The following is a 16,332-nucleotide window of genomic DNA, read 5'->3' on the forward strand; positions in this document are numbered from 1 at the left end:
CGCGTGCAAAGAGGGAGGGAGGCGCCGGGCGCAAGCCGGGTAGCCGCTTCGATGCTGAAGATGATCTGCCTGACCGCTGCCCTTGGGCTGGCGCCGGGTTCGACCGCAACCGCGGCGGACCTGACCTTCGACGGCCGCACCGCGCGCGCCGACACGGCCGCCGAGGGTGGCTTCCGCCTGCAGGCCGCCGGCCAGACGGTGGCCATTGCCGCCCAGCCAATGCGCAGCCGCACCGACAGCGTGCTGTTCGATGCCCTGTTCGCGCTCGCCCAGCAGGAAATGGACGCCGACCGCGTGGATGCGATCCGCGACCCGGCGTTCAACCAGGGCAACCCGGTGCCGTGCGACTGCTTGCAGACCGGGGAGCGCTGGCCTTACGTGTGGACCCGCGATGTCAGCTTCGCGGCCGACCTCGCGCTGGCCCGGCTGGACACGCAACGCACCCGGCAGTCGCTGCAGTTCAAGTTGTCGCCCGCGCGCGACGGGCACACCCCGGGGCTGTTCGTGGCCCAGGACACCGGCTCCGGCGGCAGCTGGCCGATCAGCAGCGACCGGGTGGTGTGGTTCCTGGCTGCACGCCACCTGCTGGATGACCCGGCGTTCGCCGAGCAGACCTGGCAGGCGCTGCAGGCCACGCTGGCGCAGGACCGCGCAGCAGTGTTCGATGCGCACATCGGCCTGTACCGCGGCGAGACCTCGTTCCTGGACTGGCGCGAACAGACCTACCCGGACTGGACCCGCCAGGACGTCCGCTTCATCGGTGATTCGTTCGCGTTGTCCACCAACGTGCTGCACTACCAGGCGCTGCGCCTGGCCGAGCAGCTGGCGCGCGCCCGCGGCGACGCCCGCGCCAGCGCGTACGCCGGCTGGGCCGACGCGTTGGCCACGCAGATCGACGCGCGCTTCTGGCGCGAAGATGCCGGCATGTACATGAGCTACATCGGCGACGCCGCGCACCCGGTGCCTTATGCCAAGTACGACCTGCTGGCGCTCTCGCTGGGCGTGCTGGCCGACGTGTTCCCGGCCGACCGCGCCCGCCGCGCGCTGGCCGCCTACCCGGCGGTGGAGGGCGGCAGCCCGGTGGTGTGGCCGCAGGAAGCGCAGCAGCCGATCTACCACAACCGCGCGGTCTGGCCCTTCGTCAGTGCGTACTCGCTGCGCGCCGCGCGCCGGCTGGACGATGCCGCCCGTATCCAGCTGGAGATCGACTCACTGATGCGCGGCAGCGCGCTGGCCGGCTCCAACATGGAAAACTACGAGATGCGCCGCCTGGCCGTACATGTCGACGAGGGCGCATTGAGTGGCCCGGTGGTCAATTCGCCGCGCCAGCTGTGGTCGGTGGCCGGCTACCTGTCGATGGTGCTGGAAGGCGTGTTCGGCGTGGAGGCCGACGGCACGGTGGCCCCCAAACTGCCGACCGCGCTGGTACCGCAACTGTTCGGTGCGCGCCGCAGCATCGAACTGGACGACGGCCAGCGCCGCTACGTCCTCACGCGCCCGCGCACGTCGGACGGCGACCTGCTGGTGGCAAAGACGGTCGTGCGCCAGGGCAACACCGTCACCGTGCAGTTGATGGCCCAGGCACCCGCCCCAGGGAGAGCCGGGCCACGCCCGGCGGCTTCGGGCTCTGCAACCGCCTACGCCCCTGCCACGCCCGCCGCACCGACACCCACCGCGCGCGGGACGGCGTGGTCGATTGCGATCCCGGCCAACCACGTGCTGTGGCGCGATGGTCGCCCCGTTACCGGCACCTCGCCGCTGCTGCTCACCGACGATGGCCACGAGCACTGTCTGAGCTTTACCCGCCGCGAGGGCGCGCTTGAATCGCTGCACAGCCCGACCACCTGCATCGGGCCGCAACAGCGTCTGCGCGGTGCCGCCGCGTGGAACTGGACCGCGACCAACCCCACCCGGGTACGCGTACGCCTGCGCTACGACAACCCCAATGGGCCGATCAACACCGGCGTGACCGCTGCGGTGAAGCAGCTGGTGGTGCAGTGCCCGGGCCAGCCGGTGCAGCGTGCCAGCGTGGCGATGCCGCACAGCGTGGGTCCGCAGGATTCCACCGCCGCCGAATTCGATCTGTCCGGCGGGCGCTGTCGGTTCGCGCTGGAAGAGGGTTTCAACATGAGCGCACTGGCGCATTTTGCCACCTACAACGGCGGCAAGGGCGGGCGCGACGGCGTGCTCAACCAGGCTACGGTCAGCGCGCTGCTGATCGCGCCGATTGCCGCCACCGACGGGGATGCACGATGAGCCGCCCCGACAAGCCCACCCTGTCGTTCTGGCAGATCTGGAACATGTGCTTCGGCTTCATGGGCATCCAGTTCGGGTTCGCGCTGCAGAACGCCAATGCCAGCCGCATTTTCGAAACCCTCGGTGCGCCGATGGACGCCGTGCCCGGGCTGTGGATCGCCGCGCCGCTGACCGGGTTGCTGGTGCAGCCGGTGATCGGCTACTGGTCCGACCGCACCTGGACCCGCTGGGGCAGGCGTCGCCCTTACTTCATGATCGGCGCGGTGCTGACCACGCTGGCGCTGCTGGTGATGCCCAACTCGCCCACGCTTTGGATCGCCGCCGGCACGTTGTGGGTGCTGGATGCCTCGATCAACGTGTCGATGGAGCCGTTCCGTGCTTTCGTCGGCGACCAGCTGGCGCCACGCCAACGGCCGACCGGCTACGCCATGCAGAGTTTCTTCATCGGCATCGGCGCGATCGTGGCCAGCTTCCTGCCCTTCGTGCTGGCGCACTTCGGCGTGGCCAACACCGCCGGGGCAGGGCAGGTGCCCGACACCGTGCGCTATGCGTTCTACGTGGGCGCGGTGGTGCTGCTGGCGGCGATCTGCTGGACGGTGTTCAGCACCCGCGAGTACGCGCCCGCCGAACTGGCCGGGTTCGCCGATGCCGAGCCGCCCGCGCACCAGACCGCTGCCGCCGTACGCGGGCCGGCACCCTGGCACCAGGCGGCGCTGTGGTTGGGGGTGGGCGTGGTACTGGCCGGGCTGATCGCCTGGCGCCAGGGCGACAAGATGCTGTACGTGCTGGCCGGCCTGTGTGCCGCCTACGGCGTGCTGCTGGGCCTGGCGCGGGTGCTGCCCGGCACCCACATGCTGGCGCAGATCGTGGGCGACCTGCGCACCATGCCGACCACCATGCGGCGGCTGGCCTGGGTGCAGTTCTTCTCGTGGTTCGCGCTGTTTGCGATGTGGATCTTCACCACCCGCGCGGTGGCCGGCGTCCACTTCGGTGCGACCGAGACCGAGTCGGCGGCCTACAACGAAGGCGCCAACTGGGTGGGCGTGCTGTTCGGGGCCTACAACGGCTTCGCGGCGCTGGCAGCGCTGCTGATTCCGCCGATGGTGCGCGCGCTCGGGCTGCGCTGGAGCCATCTGCTCAACCTGTGGCTGGGCGGCGCGGGACTGATCTCGATGATGTTCATCGACGATCCGCGCTGGCTGCTGCTGTCGATGGTCGGCGTGGGCTTTGCCTGGGCCTCGATCCTCTCGCTGCCGTACGCACTGCTGTCCGACAGCGTGCCGGCGGCCAAGATGGGCGTGTACATGGGCATTTTCAATTTCTTCATCGTGATCCCGCAGCTGGTGGCTGCCAGCGCGCTCGGCTTCGCCCTGCGTGCCTGGCTGGGTGGCCAGCCCATGCATGTGCTGGTGCTGGGCGGCTGCAGCCTGCTGGTGGCCGGTCTGTGCGTGCTGCGGGTTCCGTCCCGTCCGGAGGTGGTGTGATGCGTGGTGCGTTGTCTGTTGCTGTCCTGCTTGTTCTCTCCGCCGGCCAGGCCATGGCCGGGCCGCGCCCGGACTACATCGGTACCACCGAGCCGTTCGCCAGCGATGCGGTGTACTTCGTGGTGACCGATCGTTTCGTCAACGGTGATCCGTCCAATGACCACCGCGACCAGGGCGGCAAACACCGCACCTTCGACATCCCGGTGCCGTGCCCGGACAAGGTGGACGGCAACATCGGCTACCTCGGCGGCGACTTCAAGGGCGTCCTCGACAATGCCGACTACATCCGCAAACTGGGCTTTGGCGCCGTGTGGATCACCCCGATCGTGGACAACCCCGACGAGGCCTTCACCGGCAGCAAGCCGATCAGTTGCACCAGCACCCTGACCGACCGCGGCAAGACCGGTTACCACGGCTACTGGGGCGTCAATTTCTACACGCTGGACGAGCACCTGCCCAGCGCCGACCTGGACTTCGCCGGGCTCACCCGGGGCCTGCACGCGGCCAAGCTGAAGGTGGTGCTGGACATCGTGGGCAACCACGGGTCGCCTGCCTGGACCATGCCGACGCGCCAGCCGCAGTTCGGCCAGATCTTCGACAAGGACGGCACCCTGATCGCCGACCACCAGAACCTGCCGCCGCAGCAGCTCGATCCGACGCACAACCGGCTGCACGCGTTCTACAACAGCATCGGCCCGGTCGACGGCAAGCACGGCTCGATCTTCGACGGCAACCTGGCCGAGCTGTCCGACTTCAACGAGCACAACCCGGCGGTGATGGACTACCTGGTGGGCGCCTACCTGCAGTGGACCGCGCAGGGCGTGGACGCGCTGCGCATCGACACCATCGGCTGGCTGCCGCACCCGTGGTGGCACGAATTCGTGGGCCGCATCCGCGCCGCGCACCCGGGCATGTTCATGTTCGGCGAGGCGTTCGACTACGACGCCGGCAAGATCGCCGAGCACACCTGGCCGGCCAACGCCAACGTCAGCGTGCTGGATTTCCCGCTGCGCGGCGCGCTGTCGTCGGTGTTCGGCACGGAGCAGAAGGGCTTCGAGACGCTGGCCGAACCGCTGCACCTGGTGGGCGGTCCGTACGCCAACCCGTATGAGCTGATGAGCTTCTACGACAACCACGACATGGCGCGTCTGGATGCTACCGACGCCGGCTTCATCGACGCGCACAACTGGCTGTTCACCGCGCGCGGTATTCCGGTGCTGTACTACGGCTCGGAAACCGGCTTCATGCGCAGCCGCGCCGAGCACGCCGGCAACCGCGCCTACTTCGGCCAGCCGCGCGTGGATGCCGCGCCGCAGAGCCCGATCTTCGGCCCGCTGCAGCGCATCGCCACCCTGCGCGAGGCGACCCCGGCGTTGCAGCGCGGCCTGCAGGTCAATGAGCGCCTGCAGGGTGACGAAGCGGTGTTCTTCCGCGTGCTCCAGCACGGCGACACCACCCAGACCGCACTGGTACTGCTCAACAAGGGCGACGCCGCACGCAGCATGGAGGTCCGCCGCTACCTGCAGCCGGGCCAGTGGCGCGATGCGTTGGACGGGGGCAGCCAGCAGGTGCGCGGCAGCCTGAAGGTTGAGGTGCCGGCGCATGGGGTGAAGGTGTTTGTGCTGGATGCCCCGGTGAAGCAGCGGGACCTGCAGGCCGAACTGCAGCGTGCCGTCGCCGACCAGCAGGCGCGCAGCGCGCGCCTGGCCCGCTGACCGGTAGTGCCGGCCGCTGGCCGGCTCCCGGGACACTGTGGCGCAGTCGTGATGCCGGCCGCTGGCCGGCTCCCGGGAGACCGTGGCGCAGTCGTGATGCCGGCCAGCGGCCGGCACTACCGGTACAATTCCGGCCCGCCACGTCCCGACATGCTGCCCATGACCGAACTGCCCCCGCAAACCCCGATCGAGACCCTGCTGCAGTCCGCAATGGACGGCCAGTTGCCGATCGGGTTGTTCATGAAGGCCTTCGTGGCCTCCGAGGTGGTGCTGCTCACCGGCAGCCTGGTCACGCCGGACGGCAGCGGATTTGACCCGTTGCTGTTCGACAAGCAGGGCGTGCTGCACGTGGCCGTGTTCACCGACATGGCGCGCGTGGGTTTCCACAGCCAGCAGGCGCCGCATACGATCCGCATGCAGATGATCGAGGTGCTCAAGCGCGTACCCGGCGGCTACGGCGTGGTGGTCAACCCGGGCACGCGGCTGGGGCTGGAGCTCTCAGCGGCGGGGACCGGCGAGATTCTGAAGGATTTTGGTTGATCGATGGCCGCTTTTACGCGGCATCGACATTACTTAATCAGCCCTCGTCGCGAGGAGCCGGTCACACAATTTCTACACAGAACCCGTTGCTAGACTCGCCGCGTCGAAATTGGCGAATCTATGCAGACACAAATCTCCCGCGTCACCACCGGCATCCAGGGCCTGGATCAGATCCTCCGCGGCGGCTTCCCGCAAGGGCGGCTGTACCTGCTGGAAGGCCCGCCCGGGTCGGGCAAGACCACGCTGTCGCTGCAGTTCCTGCTGCAGGGGCTCAAGCAGGGCGAGCGCTGCCTGTACATCACCCTGTCCGAGACCGCCGAAGAACTGCGCGAAGTCGCCAGTGCGCACGGGTGGTCGCTGGACGGGCTGCACCTGTTCGAACTGGGCTCGGCCGAGGACGCGCTGGGCAACGGCCGGCTGCAGTCGGTGCTGCATTCGTGGGAAGTGGAGCTGGATGAAACGGTCAACCTGATCCTGGGCGAAGTGGAACGCATCGGGCCCAGCCGGGTGGTGTTCGACTCGCTCTCCGAGCTGCGGCTGCTGGCGCAGGATTCGCTGCGCTACCGTCGCCAGATCCTGGCGTTGAAGCAGTTCTTCGCGCCCAAGAGCACCACCGTGTTCCTGGTCGATGACCTCACCTCCACGGCGGAAGACCGCGACGGGCAGCTGCACAGCCTGTGCCATGGCGTGGTGTCGCTGGAACGGCTGACCCTGGACTTCGGCCCCGCCCGACGCCGCCTGCAGGTACAGAAGCTGCGCGGCGTGGACTTCGTGGCCGGTTACCACGACATGGTGATCCGCGCCGGTGGCCTGGACGTCTTCCCGCGCCTGATCGCCAACCAGCACCACGACCAGTTCCACGGCACGCCGATCGGCAGTGGCGTGGACGAGATCGACAACCTGCTCGGCGGCGGTCCCCTGCGTGGCACCTGCACGCTGCTGACCGGCCCGGCCGGCAGCGGCAAGACCAACGTGGCGCTGCAGTACATCTGGGCCGCCTGCGAGCGCGGCGAGCGCTGCTGCATCTTCGAGTTCGACGAGCGCGTGGGCACGCTGCTGGCGCGGGCCAGGGCACTGGACATCGACCTGCACCGCCACCTGGAGTCGGGCCAGCTGGAAATCATGCAGATGGACCCGGCCGACATCTCGCCCGGCGAGTTTTCCTGGAACATCCAGCGGGCGGTCGAGGAGCGCGGTTGCAGCGTGCTGATGATCGACAGCCTCAACGGCTACGTGGCGGCCATGCCGCAGGAAAAGCAGCTCATGCTGCAGCTGCACGAGATGTTGTCCTACCTCAACCAGAAGGGCGTGGTCACGTTCCTGGTCAACCCGCAGCACGGTCTGGTGGGCACCATGTCCACGGGCAATCTCAACGTGTCCTACATCGCCGATGCGGTGATCCTGTTCCGCTTCTTTGAAGCGCAGGGACGGATCCGCAAGGCGATCTCGGTGATAAAGAACCGCGGCGGTGCGCACGAGGACACCATCCGCGAGCTCAAGATCGACGGCCGCGGGCTGTCGCTGAGCGGCCCGCTGAAAGAGTTCAAGGGGATCCTGACCGGCACTCCGGAATTCGTGGGCGACAGCGCAGCGCTCCTGGGCCATCCCTATGCCGGATGACGGCGGTGCGGGTGTGGTGCACATCGTTGCGCCGTTCGGACGCGATGCCGACAGCATCGCCGCGGTGCTGCGCAGTGCGGGGCTGAGTACCGCCGTCTCGCCCAGCCTTGCCGTATTGGCCAGCGTGCTCGATGCGCACGCCGGCGCCGTCCTGGTGACCGAAGAAGCCGTGGCCAGCGGCACCGACGCGTTGCTGGCTGCGCTGGCCGGGCAACCCACCTGGTCCGATCTGCCATTCATCCTGCTGCGTTCGCCGCGCGCGCACCGCCGCTCGCCCGCCGAAGGGCTGCTGCCGCGCGCGCTCAACGTGGTCGAGCTGGACCGTCCGCTGGGCAGCATCTCGCTGCTCAGCGCCGTGCAGGGCGCGCTGCGTGCGCGCGAGAAGCAGTACGTGGTGCGCGACCAGATGCAGGCGCTCGCCGACAGCCGCGTGGCATTGGTCCGCAGCGAAGCCGAGCTGCGCCTGATCGCCGACGCCATGCCGGTGCTGATCGCCTTCGTCGACCGCTCGCTGCATTACCGGTTTGCCAACAAAGCCTACGAGGCATGGTTCGATCTGCCGGTCGGCAAGGTCATCGGCCAGCACGTCAGCGCGGTGATCGGCCCCGAGGCGTGGGAGTCGCGCAAGCCGGCGATGGCGCGTGCCCTGGCCGGGCGCGAGTCGCTGTTCGAGGCCAGCTGGCCGCGCCGGGATGGGCGCCGCCGCGACGTGGAGGTGCGCTACTCGCCGCGCTTCGGCGCCGATGGCAGCCCCGACGGCTTCCATGTGTTCGTCACCGACATCACCGCCTCCAAGGTGGCGCTGGAGGTCAGCCGGCAACACGCCCAGCAGCTGGAGGTGATGGTGGCCCAGCGCACCCGCGAGCTGGAAGCGCAGATGGCCGCGCGCGAAGCCAGCGAGGCCGCGCTGCGCCAGTCGCAGAAGATGGAGGCCATCGGCCAGCTCACCGGTGGTATCGCGCACGACTTCAACAACATGCTCACCGGCATCCTGTCGGCGCTGGACATCGTGCGGCTGCGGCTTGAGAAGGGCCGCTACGACGACCTGGAGCGCTTCCTGGATACCGCCACCGCGTCCAGCCAGCGTGCGGCCAGCCTGACCCAGCGCCTGCTCGCGTTTTCGCGCCGGCAGTCGCTGGATTCCAAGCCGGTGGAGCTCAATGAACTGGTGGGTTCGCTGCAGCACCTGCTACGCAGCACCCTGGGCGAAACGGTGCACATCCAGACCCGGCTGGCGGCCGATCCGCTGCATGCCGCGCTGGACACCAACCAGTTCGAAAGCGCGGTGCTGAACCTGGCAATCAATGCACGCGATGCGATGCCCAATGGCGGCCAGCTGGAACTCAGCACGTCGCTGGTGCGGGTGGGCGAGGGCGTGTCGGCCACCATACCCGCCGGCGTCTACGCCGTGGTCGGGGTGGCCGACACCGGCACCGGCATGCCGCCGGAGGTGGTGGAGCGCGCGTTCGAGCCGTTCTTCACCACCAAGCCGATCGGCAAGGGCACCGGCCTGGGCATGTCGATGGTGTATGGCTTCATGCAGCAGTCCGGTGGTCACATCGCCATCGACTCGGTGCCCGGCCAGGGCACCACCATTTCGCTGTATATCCCGCTGGCCGAAGCGGCAAGCGGGCCGGTCGAACCGGTGGCTGCGGCCGTGGTGGCGTTGGGTGCGGGCCAGTCCATCCTGGTAGTCGAGGACGACGAGCAGGTCCGCATGCTGGTGACCGTGGTGCTGGAAGACCTGGGTTACCAGGTGGAGGTGGTGGGCGATGCCAATGGCGCGATTCCGATCCTGCAGTCATCGCGCGGCATCGACCTGCTTGTTACCGACGTCGGCCTACCCGGGCTCAACGGTCGCCAGCTGGCCGAGATCGCGCGACAGTCCCGCCCGACGTTGCCGGTGCTGTTCATGACCGGCTATGCCGAGAAGGCTCAGGAGCGTGCATCGTTCCTGGAGGCTGGCATGGCGATGATCGCCAAACCCTTCCTGCTGGACGCATTCAGTGCTGCAGTACGCCAGTCGATGGCGGAGGCGCAGGTGTCCAAGACAGTCTGATGGGGGCATGGAGGATGGCGCCGCCACGCTTCGCCGTCGGCGTGGGTGTTGGTCTAAGCTGGGCAGCCATCAACGAAGGAGCGTGCTCGAATGAAATGGAAGACGTGGGCCATTGCCGCAAGCGCGGTCGCCGTCACCGCAGTGGGTATCGGCTATGCCAGCGCGTGGATGTCGTTGTCGGGTTGCCAGGACGCCACCTACGCTGACATACAGCTCAGGAACGTTTTTGGCAGGGATTTGTGGGGAAACAAGATTGTCATGCTGCGCAGCGACCTGTCAGCGCACGTGACAGGCCCTTTCAGCGTCGACGTCTGGTACATGGTCCCCCGCGATCTGCATGGGGTCCGGCACCGTCAGCAGTGCCAGGCGCTGCCTTGGCGGCAGCGCCTGGGTCCCAGGCACGACTATCATATGATGTGAAGCGCGCTTACAGGCTGACCTTGCGCCGGTTGTCGTCGCTGACCCGGTCGATCAACTTGTTGTACGGATCAAACCCGGCCTCGTCCGGCTTGCCGTCCACCACCACGGTGATCGTCGGCGCCGCCTCGGTGACGTGGTGGCGTTGCAGGTACAGCACCTTCTGGTCGCGCTCCTTGCCCGAGGGGGCGTTGGCGAACACGCCCACCTCGATCCAGTCGTCCATGTTGCCGGCGGTTTCCTTGCCGCCGCCGTCGGCGTAGCGCTTCTCGGCGTGCAGCGTCAGGGTGACCTCGTAGGTGCCATCAGCACGCTTGCGCGCCTTGGCGTCCAGCAGCCGGTTGTCATACAGGGTGATCTTCTCGAACAGGTCGGTGACCACCTGCTGGCGGTCGGCCGGGGTCTCGGCGCGGATGTAGCCCAACAGCTCGCGTGAGGTGGTGTACGGCGGCTGCTGGTAGCCCTTGTCCTGCAGGAAGCGCTTGAGCGCGCGGTTGAGCGCGGCCTCGCCGATCTCCTCGCGCAGGCGGTAGAACACCAGCGAGCCCTTCTGGTAGTGGATGTACTGCTGGTTCTCCACCCGCTCCAGCGGCAGCTCCTCGATGCGCTCGCCGCCGCGCCCGGCCAGGTAGCGGTCCAGTTCGGTCTTGAGGAACTGACGCATGTGCGCGCGCCCATATTCCTTCTCCATCACCATCAGCGCCGAATACTGCGACAGCGACTCGGACAACACCGTGGCACCCTGCACATTCGCGCCGATCACCTGGTGCGCCCACCATTGGTGCGCGATCTCGTGCGCGGTCACGTAGAACACGTAGTCGATCTTGTCCGGGTCACGCAGGTCGGCGATGAAGCCGATCGACTCGGAATAGGGGATGGTGTTGGCGAAGGACTGCGCGAAGCTCTGGTAGCCGGGGAACTCGATGATGCGCACCTGGCGGTGCTGGTACGGGGTGAAGTTGGCCTCGTAATACGCCAGCGACTTCTGCACCGCCTCGATCATCCGGTCCACGTTGTAGCCGTGGCGGGGGTCGTAGTACACCTCGATCGGGATGTCCTTGTACATGCCGCGCTTGACCTCCCAACGCGCGGACAGGTATGCGTAGAAGTTGAGCATCGGCCGGTCCATGGCATAGCGGAAGCAGCGCCGCCCATCCACCGTCTTCTCCTCCTGCAGGTAGCCGGGCGCCAGTGCGATCTGGTCCGGCGCGGTGCAGATGGTGGTGCGGAAATCGAGCCAGTCGGCATCATCGGAGATATAGGTGTTGGCGCGCGCAGCCTCATCCTCCAGCTTGGGCATGCGGGTTGGTTCGCCCAGCCCGCGCTTGCGGCGTTCGTTGCGGTCCTCCAGCTCGTTGCCTTCGTCGTAGCCGAACGAGGGCAGCATGCGGCTGTTGAAGAAGCTGCCGTTGGCCACCAGGTTGCTCGGCGCCTGGCCGGCGGTGATGCCGTTGGGGTGCTGGTCCACGCGGAAGTGCACGCGTCGTTCTTCCCCCGGCTGCAGCGGCGTTGCCAGGCGGTAGATGCGGTAGCCCAGGTCCACGTCGTGGAAGGCCAGGGTCTGCCCGCCCAGGTCCACCGCCACCAGCTGGCGGTCATCGCCCATCGCGATATGGATGTCGGTGATCGGCGTGGCGTGGGTGTTGCGCACCGTCCAGTCGGCGTCGATGGTGACCGACTGGGTCTCCGGGTGCAGGTCCACGCGGTTGTCCACCGCGGTGATGCGCGGTTGTGGCAGGTGGCGGTACTTGGACAGCTCGCGCTCGTAGCGCACCTGCAGGTCGCGTTGCTGGTCCGGAGAGATGAACGGGTTGCGGATGTTGGTGTTCCAGTACAGCCACCCGCCCACCGCGACGAAGGCCAGCAGGGCCGCCACCGCGCCCACGCCGGCCGGGCCGCGCAGGCGCCGCCCGGCTAGGGCGAGACGTTGGCGCAGGCCCATGCCCACCCCGCGCACCCAGAACGCCGACGCCAGGCACAGCAGCGCCACCAGCAACAGGCCCCAGTAGCCCTGGAAGGCCAGCTGCCCGGTCAGGAAGTGGCCGAAGCCATTCATGTCCGAATAGGGCGCGTTGGGCCAGTTGCCGAAGTTGTAGAGGTTCTGGGTGTAGTCCAGCAGCCCCAGCGCCACCTGGCCGATCATCACCACGATCAGCAGCGCATAGCCGAGGAACTTGTTGTTGGTCAGTACCTGCAGCACCAGCGCCATGCCGCCCATCAGCACGTAGAAGACCGAGCCCAGCGCCAGCGTTTGGAGGTACACCAACGGTTCGAGATGGGTGTAGCCCTTGCCCAGCTGCAGGGCCATCGAGGCCAGCGCGCCGATCGCCTGGAAGCACACGATCACCATCACCAGCACGCTGAACTTGGCCAGCAGCGGCACCCAGTTGGGTACCGGCATGGCGTCGTTGACTTCATTGAGCCGTGCGGTGCGTTCCTTCCACACCAGCTCGCCGGCGTAGAACAGCACGATGATCACCAGCAGCCAGCTGTAGGCGCCCTGCAGCGCGCCGAGCATTTCGGCGGTTACCGGGTAGATCGGCGTGCCGTACAGCGTCTCCTGCCACAACGCGCCCGGGATGAAGTTGGCCAGGCCCAGCACCAGCAGCACCAGGAACGGCACGCTGCGCAGCACGCCGGCGGTGTCGAAGCGGACCTGGCGCAGGTACTGCCGCCAGCCGGTTGCGGCGCCGAACGCCGGGTGGATGCGCGGCACGGTGAGCTGCGTGGGACGCGTGGCGGCCGCAGCAGGCGCCGCCGGCTTGCGGCCCCAGCGCCGACGCCCACTGCCGCTGCGCTCGGTGCGGAACAGCGCGAAGGTGGCGGCGAACAACGCGGCTGCCACGCCCAGCCACAGGGCGCGGTTGGCCAGCACGTAGCCGGCCACTTGCGGCAGCTGGGTGTTGCTCTGCTCGGCCGCCCAGTAGCGCACGGTGCGGCCCAGCGCACGCATGCCCAGCGGTTCGGCCAGCGTGGCGATCCACGTGTTGTCGATGTCGCGCAGCAGCGAGGCACTCACCCCGTACAGCACGAAATAGCCCACCAGCCCGATGTGGACCCAGAGGATCGAGCGGGTCAGCGCGGCCAGCATCGCCAGCAACGCGGTGGTGAACACCAGGTTGGGCAGCACGATCACCGCGAACGTCCACGCGTAGGCGCGCAGCGAGGTGGGGCCCAACCGCGCCGGGTCCACCCACGGCATCAACGGGGCCAGCAGCAGGCCCAGCGCGATGATCAGGTAGAACAGCAGGCCGGCGCACAACGCGGCCAGAATGCGCCCGGCCAGGTAGTCGCGGCGTTTGATCGGGCTGGCGAAGATCAGCTCGGCGGTGCCCAGCTCGAAGTCGCGCAGCAGGGCGTTGCTCACCAGCAGCGCGGACACCAGCATGCCCATCATGGTGAAGATGCCCATGAAGCGGGCAATCACGATCGGGGCGTTGCTGTGCACGTTGCCGGCACCCCCGCCGATCTGCACGGCATCGCTGGAGGCCGCGGCGAAGGCCAGCGCGGCAAACAGCACCGACAGCAGCCACAGCAGCGGGGAACGGAGCTGCTCGCGCAACTCGAAGCGGAAGAAGGCAGTGATCATGGGCGCGCTCCGGTCAGGCGGCCCGCGACTGCAGGCGCAGTCGCTGGAAATACACATCCTCGAGGTCCGGGGCCACCGGCTGGAACCCGTCACCGGGGTCGCTGGCGCTGTGCACGTGGATCACCGGGCGGCCGCCCACCAGACGCGTGGACAGCACCACGTGGTTGGCTTCGTAGGTGGCCAGTTCGGCACTGTCCACCTGCTTGCGCCAGACCTGCTGCTGCAACGCGTCGATGGCATCGCTCGGCTTGCCGGTCAGCAGTACCTGGCCCTTGTTCATGATGGCCATGCTCGGGCACAGGTCGGTGACGTCTTCGACGATATGGGTGGACAGGATCACCGCCACGTTCTCGCCGATGGCCGCCAGCAGGTTGAGGAAGCGGTTGCGTTCTTCCGGGTCCAGCCCGGCAGTGGGCTCGTCGACGATGACCAGTCGCGGGTCGCCGAGCAAGGCCTGGGCGATGCCGAAGCGCTGGCGCATGCCGCCCGAATACGTGCCCAGCTTGCGCTTGCGGGCATCCCACAGGTTCACCTGCTGCAGCAGTCCGTCCACCACCTCGCGGCGCTGCGCCTTGTGGGTGATGCCCTTGAGCACGGCGAAGTGGTCCAGCAGATCCAGCGCGCTGACCTTGGGGTACACCCCGAAATCCTGCGGCAGGTAGCCCAGCCGGCGGCGCACCGCGTCCTTGTCGCGCAGCACGTCGATGACCGGCTCGCCGGGAATTTCCAGGGTCACGCTGCCACTGTCGGCTTCCTGCAGCGTGGACAGCGTGCGCATCAACGATGACTTGCCTGCGCCGTTGGGGCCGAGCAGCCCGAACATGCCGCGGGGAATGTCGAGGGTGACGCCGTTGAGTGCGTGCACGCCGTTGGCGTAGGTCTTGGACAGCGAGCGGATCTGCAGCATGCGTCGGACACCTTCCCCTGAATGGTGAACGACTTATCCCGGCAAAGCGGCCCGGCCACATCACCCGTAAGTCATGGGTACGGTCCGCCAGCGGGGCGCATTCGCTCCCGGGCCGATGCGCTTCATCGCGGCCAGGCCGGTTTCATCGCACCGCGCTGGCGCCTGGCAAGGCGGGCAGGCAGGCTGGGTCATCCACTGCAGGAGCGTGCCATGCGCATCCACCTCCGCTTGACCCGCACGGCTCTTCGCCAAAGCGCGTTGTCCGCGCTGCTGGCCAGCAGCGCACTGGCCAGCGCCGCGCCCGCGCCCGAGGTCGCCACCGCCGCGCAGTGTGCGGTGGGCAGCTACCGCATGGCCGATGGCGGCAGCCTGGACATCGGGCCCGCGGCAGTCGCCGGACAACTGCGCTGGCGACTCCCGGACGGGCGCACCGGGCTGCTGCAGGCGCACGGAAATCGTCGCTGGGCCAGTACGCTGGGCTGGACCGACCGCGCCGATGGCCATACGGTCGAGTTGCCTGCGTGCGGCAGCACGGCCATCCGCTTCGACGGCCAGCGCGGCGAGCGCATCGCACTGGCACAGACCGACACCCGCTTCGTGTCCGGCAGCGTCACGCTGGCCGGGCGGCTGACCTTGCCGCCGGGCACCGGCCCGGTGCCGATCGTGGTGCTGGTGCATGGAGCCGAGCACGATGCCGCGTTGCCGACCTATTCGCTGCAACGCGAATTCGCCGCCGCCGGCATCGGCGTGTTCGCCTACGACAAGCGCGGTACTGGCCAGTCGGGCGGGCGCTACACCCAGAACTACCTGACCCTGGCCAACGACGCCATCCACGCCGCACGCCAGGCCCGCCGCCTGGCGGGTGCGCGGGCCGGCCGGCTCGGTTACCAAGGCGGCAGCCAGGGCGGGTGGGTGGCGCCGCTGGCCGCGCGCATCGAACCGGTGGACTTCGTCATCGTCAGTTTCGGGCTGGCGGTATCGCCGCTGGACGAAGATCGCGACGCCATCGCCTACGACATGGCGCGCGCAGGCGTGGGCGCCGACGACACCGCCAAGGCGATGGAGGTGGCCGATGCATCCGCGGCCATTGTCGGCAGCGGCTTCACCGACGGGTTCACGCAGATGGCGTCCGTCAAAGCCCGTTACGGCCACCTGCCGTGGTTCAAGGCGGTGCGCGGCAACATCAGTGGCTACCTGCTGGCAACCCCGGAAGCGAAAGTGCGCATTGACGGCCCGCGCCTGCTTGAGGGCGTGCCGGCCGACTACGACCCGTTGCCGGTGCTGGAACACCTGGACGTACCGCAGCTGTGGCTGCTGGCCGGGCAGGATCGCGATGCGCCGCCGGGGCAGACCCTGCGCCGGCTGGCCCATCTGCAAGGCGAGGGCCGCCCGATCCGCACCGCGGTGTTTCCCGATGCCGACCACGGCATGTACGCGTTCGAACGCGACGCGGCCGGCGAGCGCGTCTCCACCCGCCAGCCGGACGGCTACCTGCGCCTGATGCAGGACTTCATCCTGGCGCGGCCGTTGGCGGCGTCCTACGGTGCGGCACGGGTGGAGGCGGGGCCGCGCTCAACGCCGCCGTGACGACTCGCGCAGCACCTGCTTCACCGGAATGGTCTGCCCGTCCACCGGCGCGCCGCTGATCAGTGCCAGCAGCTTTTCCACCAGCAGCTGCCCGGCCTGTTTGGTGTCCTGCTGCACGGTGGTGAGCGGCGGCGACACCGATGCGGCCAGCGGAATAT

11 protein-coding genes are annotated in these 16,332 nt (G+C 68.3%); 8 read left to right on the top strand and 3 right to left on the bottom strand.

The annotated features are described in order from the left end of the window. Positions 1–51 precede the first annotated feature (51 nt). The 7 genes from DBR34_RS05765 (at position 52) to DBR34_RS05795 (ending at position 10,094) form a co-directional block, all read left to right on the top strand. A complete protein-coding gene (locus DBR34_RS05765) occupies positions 52–2,256 on the top strand; it encodes a Six-hairpin glycosidase-like protein (protein WP_128096060.1) in 2,205 nt (734 codons plus the stop codon). Continuing rightward, on the top strand, positions 2,253–3,740 hold the full coding sequence (locus DBR34_RS05770; protein ID WP_128096061.1) for an MFS transporter: 1,488 nt from the start codon (positions 2,253–2,255) through the stop codon (positions 3,738–3,740). Before DBR34_RS05765 ends, DBR34_RS05770 begins: the two co-directional genes overlap by 4 nt. After that, entirely contained in the window at positions 3,740–5,455 is a 1,716-nt protein-coding gene (locus tag DBR34_RS05775) for an alpha-amylase family glycosyl hydrolase (RefSeq protein ID WP_128096062.1), read from the top strand. Before DBR34_RS05770 ends, DBR34_RS05775 begins: the two co-directional genes overlap by 1 nt. Before the next feature lie 159 nt (positions 5,456–5,614). Then, a complete protein-coding gene (locus tag DBR34_RS05780; RefSeq protein ID WP_128096063.1) occupies positions 5,615–5,995 on the top strand; it encodes an SseB family protein in 381 nt (126 codons plus the stop codon). A 108-nt stretch (positions 5,996–6,103) separates the two neighbouring features. Then, positions 6,104–7,615, top strand: coding sequence for an ATPase domain-containing protein (locus DBR34_RS05785; protein ID WP_258223699.1), 1,512 nt, complete (start codon positions 6,104–6,106; stop codon positions 7,613–7,615). Then, positions 7,605–9,674: a PAS domain-containing protein gene (locus tag DBR34_RS05790; protein WP_128096065.1), complete on the top strand. Its 2,070-nt coding sequence runs from the start codon at positions 7,605–7,607 to the stop codon at positions 9,672–9,674. Before DBR34_RS05785 ends, DBR34_RS05790 begins: the two co-directional genes overlap by 11 nt. A 90-nt stretch (positions 9,675–9,764) precedes the next feature. Next, positions 9,765–10,094 (top strand): hypothetical protein, encoded by a 330-nt coding sequence (locus DBR34_RS05795; RefSeq protein WP_128096066.1) that lies wholly within the window; start codon positions 9,765–9,767, stop codon positions 10,092–10,094. Positions 10,095–10,101: 7 nt separating this feature from the next. On the opposite strand, the gene DBR34_RS05800 is transcribed toward DBR34_RS05795, so the two are convergent. Both DBR34_RS05800 and DBR34_RS05805 read right to left on the bottom strand, forming a co-directional pair. Continuing rightward, complete coding sequence (locus DBR34_RS05800; RefSeq protein WP_128096067.1) at positions 10,102–13,680, bottom strand: M1 family aminopeptidase; 3,579 nt, start codon at positions 13,678–13,680, stop codon at positions 10,102–10,104. A 13-nt stretch (positions 13,681–13,693) separates the two neighbouring features. Beyond that, complete coding sequence (locus DBR34_RS05805) at positions 13,694–14,587, bottom strand: ABC transporter ATP-binding protein (RefSeq protein WP_128096068.1); 894 nt, start codon at positions 14,585–14,587, stop codon at positions 13,694–13,696. A 210-nt stretch (positions 14,588–14,797) separates the two neighbouring features. Here DBR34_RS05805 and DBR34_RS05810 point away from each other — a divergent pair, with 210 nt between their 5' ends. Continuing rightward, a complete protein-coding gene (locus DBR34_RS05810) occupies positions 14,798–16,174 on the top strand; it encodes an alpha/beta hydrolase (RefSeq protein WP_128096069.1) in 1,377 nt (458 codons plus the stop codon). On the opposite strand, the gene DBR34_RS05815 is transcribed toward DBR34_RS05810, so the two are convergent. Then, the coding region (locus DBR34_RS05815; RefSeq protein ID WP_181393907.1) for a substrate-binding domain-containing protein at positions 16,160–16,332 on the bottom strand (173 nt) is incomplete at its 5' end. The genes DBR34_RS05810 and DBR34_RS05815 overlap by 15 nt on opposite strands.

Source organism: Stenotrophomonas sp. HMWF003 (genome assembly GCF_003061285.1).
Classification (GTDB): domain Bacteria; phylum Pseudomonadota; class Gammaproteobacteria; order Xanthomonadales; family Xanthomonadaceae; genus Stenotrophomonas; species Stenotrophomonas maltophilia_AP.

Bases quoted from the DNA above. Each gene is read 5' to 3' on its own strand.
- DBR34_RS05775 (WP_128096062.1), top strand. From the start codon at position 3,740: ATGCGTGGTGCGTTGTCTGTTGCTGTCCTGCTTGTTCTCTCCGCCGGC.
- DBR34_RS05805 (WP_128096068.1), bottom strand. From the start codon at position 14,587: ATGCTGCAGATCCGCTCGCTGTCCAAGACCTACGCCAACGGCGTGCAC.
- DBR34_RS05770 (WP_128096061.1), top strand. From the start codon at position 2,253: ATGAGCCGCCCCGACAAGCCCACCCTGTCGTTCTGGCAGATCTGGAAC.
- DBR34_RS05790 (WP_128096065.1), top strand. From the start codon at position 7,605: ATGCCGGATGACGGCGGTGCGGGTGTGGTGCACATCGTTGCGCCGTTC.
- DBR34_RS05810 (WP_128096069.1), top strand. From the start codon at position 14,798: ATGCGCATCCACCTCCGCTTGACCCGCACGGCTCTTCGCCAAAGCGCG.
- DBR34_RS05800 (WP_128096067.1), bottom strand. From the start codon at position 13,680: ATGATCACTGCCTTCTTCCGCTTCGAGTTGCGCGAGCAGCTCCGTTCC.
- DBR34_RS05780 (WP_128096063.1), top strand. From the start codon at position 5,615: ATGACCGAACTGCCCCCGCAAACCCCGATCGAGACCCTGCTGCAGTCC.
- DBR34_RS05765 (WP_128096060.1), top strand. From the start codon at position 52: ATGCTGAAGATGATCTGCCTGACCGCTGCCCTTGGGCTGGCGCCGGGT.
- DBR34_RS05795 (WP_128096066.1), top strand. From the start codon at position 9,765: ATGAAATGGAAGACGTGGGCCATTGCCGCAAGCGCGGTCGCCGTCACC.